General features: G+C 38.8%; 7 protein-coding genes. 4 read left to right on the top strand and 3 right to left on the bottom strand.

All coding sequences use genetic code 11. The features are described from left to right. Positions 1 to 4: 4 nt before the first annotated feature. From purH to guaA, 3 genes are all read left to right on the top strand, one after another. The gene (purH, locus tag V5N63_RS06055; protein ID WP_332033230.1) at positions 5 to 1,522 is read left to right on the top strand and encodes a bifunctional phosphoribosylaminoimidazolecarboxamide formyltransferase/IMP cyclohydrolase; all 1,518 of its coding nucleotides are present in this window, start codon (positions 5 to 7) and stop codon (positions 1,520 to 1,522) included. A 133-nt stretch (positions 1,523 to 1,655) separates the two neighbouring features. Next, positions 1,656 to 2,894 carry a phosphoribosylamine--glycine ligase gene (gene purD / locus V5N63_RS06050; RefSeq protein ID WP_332033229.1) on the top strand — a complete coding sequence of 413 codons (1,239 nt, stop codon included), beginning with the start codon at positions 1,656 to 1,658 and terminating at the stop codon, positions 2,892 to 2,894. A gap of 165 nt (positions 2,895 to 3,059) precedes the next feature. Then, positions 3,060 to 4,589, top strand: coding sequence for a glutamine-hydrolyzing GMP synthase (gene guaA, locus V5N63_RS06045; RefSeq protein ID WP_332033228.1), 1,530 nt, complete (start codon positions 3,060 to 3,062; stop codon positions 4,587 to 4,589). A 33-nt stretch (positions 4,590 to 4,622) separates the two neighbouring features. On the opposite strand, the gene V5N63_RS06040 is transcribed toward guaA, so the two are convergent. Continuing rightward, a complete protein-coding gene (locus tag V5N63_RS06040) occupies positions 4,623 to 5,267 on the bottom strand; it encodes a hypothetical protein (RefSeq protein WP_332024344.1) in 645 nt (214 codons plus the stop codon). 51 nt (positions 5,268 to 5,318) lie between these two features. On the opposite strand from V5N63_RS06040, the gene V5N63_RS06035 reads away from it, so the two are divergent. Continuing rightward, positions 5,319 to 6,671, top strand: coding sequence for a DEAD/DEAH box helicase (locus tag V5N63_RS06035; protein ID WP_265143279.1), 1,353 nt, complete (start codon positions 5,319 to 5,321; stop codon positions 6,669 to 6,671). 42 nt (positions 6,672 to 6,713) lie between these two features. Here the strand turns inward: V5N63_RS06035 and V5N63_RS06030 are convergent, their stop codons facing one another. Together V5N63_RS06030 and V5N63_RS06025 are read right to left on the bottom strand one after the other, a co-directional pair. After that, a complete protein-coding gene (locus V5N63_RS06030; protein ID WP_332033227.1) occupies positions 6,714 to 7,373 on the bottom strand; it encodes a GDSL-type esterase/lipase family protein in 660 nt (219 codons plus the stop codon). Between the two features lie 337 nt (positions 7,374 to 7,710). Beyond that, the gene (locus V5N63_RS06025; protein ID WP_332033226.1) at positions 7,711 to 8,517 is read right to left on the bottom strand and encodes a hypothetical protein; all 807 of its coding nucleotides are present in this window, start codon (positions 8,515 to 8,517) and stop codon (positions 7,711 to 7,713) included.

The raw sequence follows: 8,517 nt of genomic DNA, 5'->3' as shown, positions 1-8,517 counted from the left end.
AAAAATGTCAAAAAAAAGAGCACTGATCTCTGTTTCCGATAAATCCGGACTCATCGGTTTTGCAAAATTTTTAGAAGAAAAAAATTACGAACTGATTTCCACCGGCGGAACATTCAAACATCTGAAAGACGCGGGGTTGAACCCGATTCAGATTGAAGAGGTTACAGAATTTCCGGAAATGCTTGACGGAAGAGTAAAAACACTTCACCCAAAAGTTCACGGCGGCCTACTTGCAGTTCGCAACAGCGAAGAGCACATGAAAACCGTTCAGGAACATGGTATTGGGCTTATCGACATGGTAATTGTTAATCTTTATCCATTTTTCGAAAATGCAAACGCTGATATTTCTCTCGATGAAAAAGTTGAATTTATTGACATAGGCGGGCCTTCCATGTTGAGATCCGGCGCCAAGAATTTCAATGCTGTAACGGTGATTACCGATGTTGAAGATTATGAAAAAGTTCAACAGGAAATTTCTGAAACAGGAGATACAACTATGGAAACGCGTAAAAAACTGGCCGGGAAAGTGTTCAACCTTACTTCCGCATATGACGGAGCGATTTCTAAAATGTTGCTCGATGAAGCTTATCCGCAATATCTAAATGCTTCCTATAAAAAAGTTTCAGACCTCAGATACGGTGAAAACCCGCACCAGTCTGCAGCATATTATGCCTCAACAACCGAGAACGGCGCGATGAAAGATTTTGATATTCTCGGCGGTAAAGAACTCTCTTTCAACAACCTTCGCGATATGGATTTATGCTGGAAGGTGGTGAATGAATTCAAAGAAGAAATGGCCTGTTGTGCGGTGAAACATTCCACACCATGTGGCGTTGCCGTGGGAAGTTCGGCACTCGAAACGTACACAAAAACATTCGAATGCGATCCGGTTTCCATCTTTGGCGGAATTATCGGGATGAATTTCAAGGTGGATGCTGCCACAGCAGAAGAACTCAACAGAACATTCCTGGAAATTGTGATGGCTCCGGATTTTGATGCTGATGCACTCGAAATTTTAAGAAAGAAAAAGAACCTGAGAATCATTAAAATTAAAAATCCGGTTTCCGATAAACAAACCTGGGTGAAAATTGATGGTGGAATTTTGGTTCAGGATAACGATAACCAGTTTTCTGATAAAATAGAAACGGTAACGGTTTTTAAACCTTCTGCAGAGCAGGAAAAAGCACTATTATTTGCCCAGCGCGTGGTAAAATATGTGAAATCTAACGCGATTGTAGTTTCCAACGGAATTCAGGCTCTGGGAATTGGTGGCGGACAGGTAAACAGAATCTGGGCAACGCAACATGCTGTAGAACGGGCAAAAGAGAAATTTTCCGGTGATCTGGTTTTAGCTTCTGATGCATTTTTTCCTTTCAGAGACGTGGTAGATTTCTGTGCGAAAGAAGGTATCAAAGCAATCATTCAGCCAGGCGGAAGTATGAGAGATGAAGAAAGCATTGAAGCGGCAAACGAACACGGAATTCCGATGATGTTTACAGGAATGCGCCACTTTTTGCATTAAGTAAAAAACAGGTGCTTCCGCTCACTTAAAAACGCGGGTTTAACTGTTAATTAAGAAATTTTTCGCTCCGGTAAATTTGAAATTCATATTCAAATTAGTAATTTTGGAGAGCACAAACATTAAGTAAACTCACATGAAAATATTAATCGTAGGAAATGGAGCCCGCGAATCGGCCCTCGCACTTAAGCTGAAAGACGACAGCAGAATATCTAAATTATACTTTGCCAAAGGCACGGTAACCACAGGCCAGCTCGGCCAGAATGTATATGACGAAAGTGTGGAAGGGTTAAGAGATTTTGCAATTAAAGAAAGAATTGATCTTACGATTGTTGGTCCCGAAGCTCCACTAGTAGAAGGAATTGTAGATGAATTCAAAAAACATGGCCTTAAAATTTTCGGTCCGGAAAAAAGAGCTGCCGAACTGGAAGGAAGTAAAGCTTTCTCTAAGAAATTCATGCAGACCAATAACATCAAAACGGCCAAAGCGGTTGTTTTTGATGCTTATCACGATGCGGTTGAATATGTAAGAAATCAGAAATTTCCGATCGTTATTAAAGCCAGTGGACTTGCAGGTGGTAAAGGAGTTGTGATTGCTGATAATTTAGCTGAAGCCGAGTCCACCATCCATAAATTTATGATCGAAAGAATTTATGGCGATGCCGGAATTCAGTTGGTGATCGAAGAATATCTGAAAGGTTTCGAAGCTTCGATTATCGCATTTTCGAACGGAAAAAAACTTTTTCCGTGTATCCCGGTGAAAGATTATAAAAAAGCAGGAAACGGAGATACCGGTCCCAATACCGGCGGAATGGGAAGTGTAGCCCCAAGCCCAGAATTTACTTCCGAACACTACAAAGATTTCGAAAAAAATATTCTTGAACCAACTTTAGCAGGTTTCAGCACTGCCAATATTCATTTCAAAGGATTTATTTTCTTTGGTTTGATGGTTACTGCAGACGGAACGTTCCTTCTGGAATATAATATGAGAATGGGCGATCCGGAAACACAGGTGATCCTGCCACTCATGGAAAACAAGCTGTTCGATGTGATTAATGACTGTCTTGAAGGAAAGGATATAGAACTGAAATTCAAAGACGAAAAAGCAGTGTGCCTCGTGATGTGTTCTGGCGGTTATCCAAGAAAAATTGAAACAGGTTTTGAAATAAGAAACCTGGATAAAGTTAAGAACAGCCAGGTTCTTTTCGCAGGTGCTAAAAAGGCAGGCGACAGAATCCTTACTTCCGGTGGACGTGTACTGAGTCTGGTGGCAACAGCAGATTCTTACGAAGAGGCTAGAAAATTGGTTTACGAAGATGCCAAAACCGTAAGCTTCGATTACGAAACCTACAGAGACGATATAGGTAAATTTTAATACAGAAAAAGGCGTGAAGAATCACGCTTTTTTTCTACCATTTCCTGGCTGTTTTTAAATAAATATCTGTTTATCAGTATTTTCTGGAAAAATAATAAATCAAGTCATAAAAACGTTTTCTTTCCTTATAAACTAAAAGGAAAACATAAAAAGTAAAAATCATACATGAATAACGGTATCATTATCCTCGACTTCGGGTCACAATATAACCAACTCATCGCCAGACGAATCCGTGAGCTTGGCGTCTATTCCGAAGTTCTTCCGTTCGACACTCCTTTATACGAAATTTTGTCGCGCAATCCTTCAGGAATTATTTTGTCTGGCGGACCAAGTTCGGTGAACGCTGAAAACGCACATTTGGTTGATAAAGCGCTGTTTGAAAAAGGAATTCCTGTGTTGGGAATCTGTTACGGAATGCAGCTTACCACCCATTTGTTAGGCGGTAAAGTAAAAAAAGGCGAGAAAGGCGAATACGGAAAAGCAAAACTTCAGATCCAAAAATCCAATGCGTTTCTTTCGGGAGTTAGTAGGTTTTCAACCGTGTGGATGAGCCATTTCGACGAAGTGGAAACAGTTCCCGAAGGTTTTAATATTAATGGAATGACCGATGTTATTTCTGCCATTTCAGATGAATCACGGAAAATATACTGCGTTCAGTTTCACCCGGAAGTATCCCACACGGAAGAAGGAGCAAGAATGATCGATAATTTCGTATTCAATATCTGTAAAGCTCCCAAAAACTGGAAACTCACCAATTATATCGATAAAACAGTTGCCGAAATCAAAGAAAAAGTGGGAGATCAGAAGGTGATTCTTGGTCTTTCCGGTGGAGTAGATTCCTCTGTTGCTGCAGTTTTAATTAATAAAGCCATCGGCGATCAGTTACAGTGTATTTTTGTGGATACCGGTCTTTTAAGAAAAGATGAGGCTGAAAAAGTGATGAAAAATTATGGTGAACATTTTCACTTGAACATCAAATTGATCGATGCGAAAGATCGGTTTATGGCCAAATTGAAAGGTGTTTCGGATCCGGAAGCAAAGCGAAAAATTATCGGGAACGAGTTCGTTGATGTTTTTGATGAAGAATCGCACAAAATAGAAGGTGCAAAATTCCTCGCTCAAGGCACCATCTATCCTGATGTTATTGAAAGCCAGTCGGTGAAAGGTCCTTCAGCAGTAATCAAATCGCATCACAATGTGGGCGGACTTCCCGAAGAAATGGATTTTGAATTGCTTGAACCTTTGAGAGAATTATTTAAAGATGAAGTAAGAAAAGTAGGCGAAGAGCTTGGTATACCGCATCATTTGGTTCATCGTCATCCTTTCCCGGGACCTGGATTAGGAATCAGGATTTTGGGTGAAGTAGATGAAGAAAAAGTGAAAATCTTACAGGAAGCTGATGATATTTTCATCAATGAACTGTATAAAAATAATTTGTACGAAACTGTTTCTCAAGCGTTTGTGGTTTTGCTTCCCGTAAAATCTGTTGGCGTAATGGGCGATGAAAGAACTTATGAATATACTGCGGTCGTTCGGTCTGCTAATACGACGGATTTCATGACAGCAACATTCAGTAAATTCCCATGGGAATTCTTGGAAAACGTATCCAACAGAATCATTAACGAAGTGAAAGGTATCAACAGAATTGCCTATGATATTTCGAGCAAACCACCTGCAACCATCGAATGGGAATAAGAAAATAGAAACGCATCTAACCGGTGCGTTTTTTTATTCAGTTTTAATCCCGAATTTCTGCAGTCTTACTTTGGAATAAGGAATGTCGAATTTCAAAGTATCGGGATACTGTAAATTTTCAACGGTTTTCTTTTTGAAATTGTATTTCATCATAAAAGGTACTTTTTCGTAAGAGTTACCCAGAAGAACAGCAACAGAATCGCCTTTCCAGTAAGCTTCCTCGACAGAATAGGAAGGACCAAAAAATGCGATGCGCTGCGCCTTTTTATTTTTATAATCAACTAATGCAACTTCCTGATCGGCTTCGAAGCTTGCGCGTCCGTCCGCAGCAATATTCCATTGGTAACTGTCGAAATCCAGATATTGGTTTTTACTTTCACTGAAAACGAAAAACGGCTTGTAGATTTCGTTAAAACCTTCTTCATTCATTACCTTCACGTTACTTGGGTAATAAGTGATTGGGGATGTAGTAGTAACAGCGAATTTTTCAGCACTGAAATCGGGATTGGTTTCTCTGTAATAGCTTATCCATGTAGTTAGTGCAGCATTTTCAGCCTGCGGAAGCGGTTCTGTGATTTCAGTAGTGTTAGATTCCGGAGTTAAAATTTCAGTACTTTTTTCCTTTTTATCAGAACACGAAAAAAGAAAAAATGAGAGTAAGAAAATATACTTTTTCATCCATCCAAATTACAAAATAATTTAATCCTCTAAAAAACATATCTTTGCAAAATGGAAAAAATCACTTTTGCCGATTTCGAATTGCCGGAAAAAATTCTTGATGTATTAGCAGATTCAAATTTATTTGAACCGACACCGATTCAGGAAAAGTCTCTAAAACCTATACTTTCAGGCCGCGATGTGATGGGTATTGCCCAAACCGGAACCGGAAAAACGCTGGCTTATTTACTGCCCGTTTTAAAAACCTGGAAATACAACAAAAACGGAAATCCAACCATAGTAATCCTTGTTCCTACCAGAGAACTGGTGGTGCAGGTAACTGAAATTACCAAAAATCTCACGCAAAATATTACTGCCCGGGTAATTGGAATTTATGGCGGTGTAAACATCAAAACCCAAAAACTTCTGTTCGATGGAGGGTGCGATATTTTAATCGGGACACCGGGCCGAATCATGGATTTGGCGATTGATAATGCCATCTCTCTGAAGGAAGTTCAGAAGCTTATTGTTGATGAATTTGATGAGATGCTGAATCTTGGTTTTAAATCTCAGCTGGCGAATATTTTTACGATGATGAGAGAAAAAAGACAGAATATTCTTTTTTCCGCGACAATGACGGAAGCGGTAGACGAAGTATTGGATGAATATTTCGCAAATCCTGTGGAAATTTCTCTTGCAAAATCCGGAACTCCGCTTGAAAAAATAGAACAGCTGGCCTATAAAGTGGAGAACTTCAATACGAAAATTAATCTGTTAGAACATTTACTTAATACTGACAAAGATTTTTCTAAAGTGTTGATTTTCTGTAACAATAAAAAACACGCCGATTATCTTTATACGAAGATTGAAGAACTTTTCCCTGATGAGTTTGATGTAATTCACTCCAATAAATCGCAGAATTACCGTCTCAACGCGATGAGAAGCTTCGAAAATCAGGAAATCCGTGGGTTAATTACTACTGATATTATGGCGAGAGGTCTCGATATTTCGGATATTACGCATGTGATTAATTTTGAAATTCCCGAAATTCCGGAACAGTATATTCATCGAATCGGGCGTACGGGTAGAGCAGATAAAAATGGAATTTCGGTATCATTTGTGACTAAAAAAGAAGAAACTCTTCTCCTTGACATCGAATTGCTGATGGATAAATCTGTTGTGGTTAAGGAATTTCCTTCAGAAGTGAAAATTAACCCCGTGAAAATTCCTTCGGAAAAAGATGAAATCGTGATGAAAAATGCACATACCGTAAAGATTGAACCAGGCGGCGGCGCATTCCACGAGAAAAAAGACAAAAACAAAAAAGAAAACTGGGGCGGACCTACGAAAAGAAATCCTCCTAAAACAAAAGGGGTAAACCGTGGCCAGCAAAAAGCGAAAGCTAAGGCAAAAAAGAAAAAATAAATGCTGTTTTTTGTAGATTTCTAAAGCAGACACGTTTTTAATTTATGGCTTCCTGAGATAAGGAGCCATTTCTTTTTGCCATATTTGGTAACCTTCGGCTTTCATGTGGAGCATGTCTTCCAGAAATAAATCTTCACGTACTTTTCCGTTGGGGCCGTTCATCGCTTTAGTGATATCAATATATTCAGCGTTAGGTTTTCGGTCCATAAACTTTTTAATCATTGCGTTGGTAGCAATAAATTTTGGCCAGAGATGTTTTCTGCTGGGTGATAATTTAATCGATACATAAGCCACCGGAATATTTGGATAATATTTGCGTATTTCTGAGTAGAAATTTTTGTATCGGTTGAAGACTTCTTTAGGTTTCAGGTTTTCGTTGCCTGCGAAATCGTTTTCTCCACAGTAAATTATGATTTGTCGGGGAGCGTAAGGTGCTAAAAGTTCATCTGAGTAAAAATTTAAGTCATACAGACTCGAACCTCCAAAACCCCGGTTAATTAATAAATACTCGGGAAAATAGCGATCCACATCTTTCCACATGGTGAAAGAAGAACTGCCTAACAAGAGAATTGCATTTTTTGGTGGCGGCGCTTTTACGTTGAGTGTTTTAAATTCTTGTATTTCGTTCCAGAAAGCAGGTTTGTCCTGTGCGGAAACCGAGAGAAAAACGGTAATAAGAAATATTGAAAATAATTTTTTCATGGTGAGCGAATTGAGGTGAGAAATCGATTGTTTAATCGATCCGTTTACATACGAACAAATTTAGGTCATTTAATTTATAATAAAAACTCCTCAGGTCATTAACCTGAGGAGTAATAATTCGGAGCTTAATTTTCTTTCCAGCATTTGTGTTGTTGTTCAGTTGATAACTGTGATGCTCCGTATAAAGTATTGCAAATATATAAAGGTGAGCCTTTAAAGCATAAAATATAGGGGGGACAAATAGGGGACAAATAACATAATAACGTTTAATATGTTGATTATGAGTTATTTGTTGAATGTATTTTCATCCGAAATTGATTTATTCTCTCTCTTATTTTTATTGAGTTACTTGTGCTGTGACAAAAATTCTTGCCATATCATTGTTGATATTTGAACAGTTGCTGGTGTTGCCCCCATATGTTATTGAGTTATATCCAGTTGTAATTGCTGGTAGGTTTCTACCGTAAATCGATACAGTATGTGTTCCAATAGGCAAGTCATTAAATACGCCGGCAAGATTAAATTTTTTCCAGTCACAAACAAAATCTCTTCCCGATGAAGTGTATTTATTGGCTAGCTTTAGCTGGCCATTTACAAAGACACCAACGGCAAACTGAAATTTTTGATTGGTGTCGCTCGCATTATTAATTTGAGCCATCCCCTCAGCAATAATAAGATTGGTATTTGTTGTTTTTGTGATGGTAATGGTAGTCGTAGCATTTAAATTTGTCCATCCAGTTGTATTACTATTCAGCGAAAATAGCGGCATGGTAGAAGGGAAATTACTGATGGTAGTACTTGCTGTTGAGTTGCCGGAAGTGTTTTCGGTTTGCTTGATAATGGCCAAGCCATCTGCAATTTCAAAGGTTTTGTTCCACTTTCCCTGATCCCAGAAATTGAGTTTGTTGGTCGTGGTGTTTTGTACGAGTAAGCCTTGTACAGGGGTAGGTACTGTAACAATATCGCTACTGCTGCTAAGGGCAACAGCGGGAAAGAGAACTCCTCTTTTATCATCTGCAATATGTAGAACCGCGCTAGGATCCGGAGCATTTACAATTGAGGTATTTGTGGCAATGAGAACCTGTGCATTTATTTTTATAAAACTCATCAGGCAATAGGTAAATATGAGGGTTAAAATTTTCAT

The sequence above is a fragment of the Kaistella sp. genome (assembly GCF_032060305.1).
Lineage (GTDB): Bacteria > Bacteroidota > Bacteroidia > Flavobacteriales > Weeksellaceae > Kaistella > Kaistella yananensis.
The sequence above is the reverse complement of the archived record's forward strand: the minus strand, read 5'-3'. Positions and strand labels throughout refer to the sequence as shown.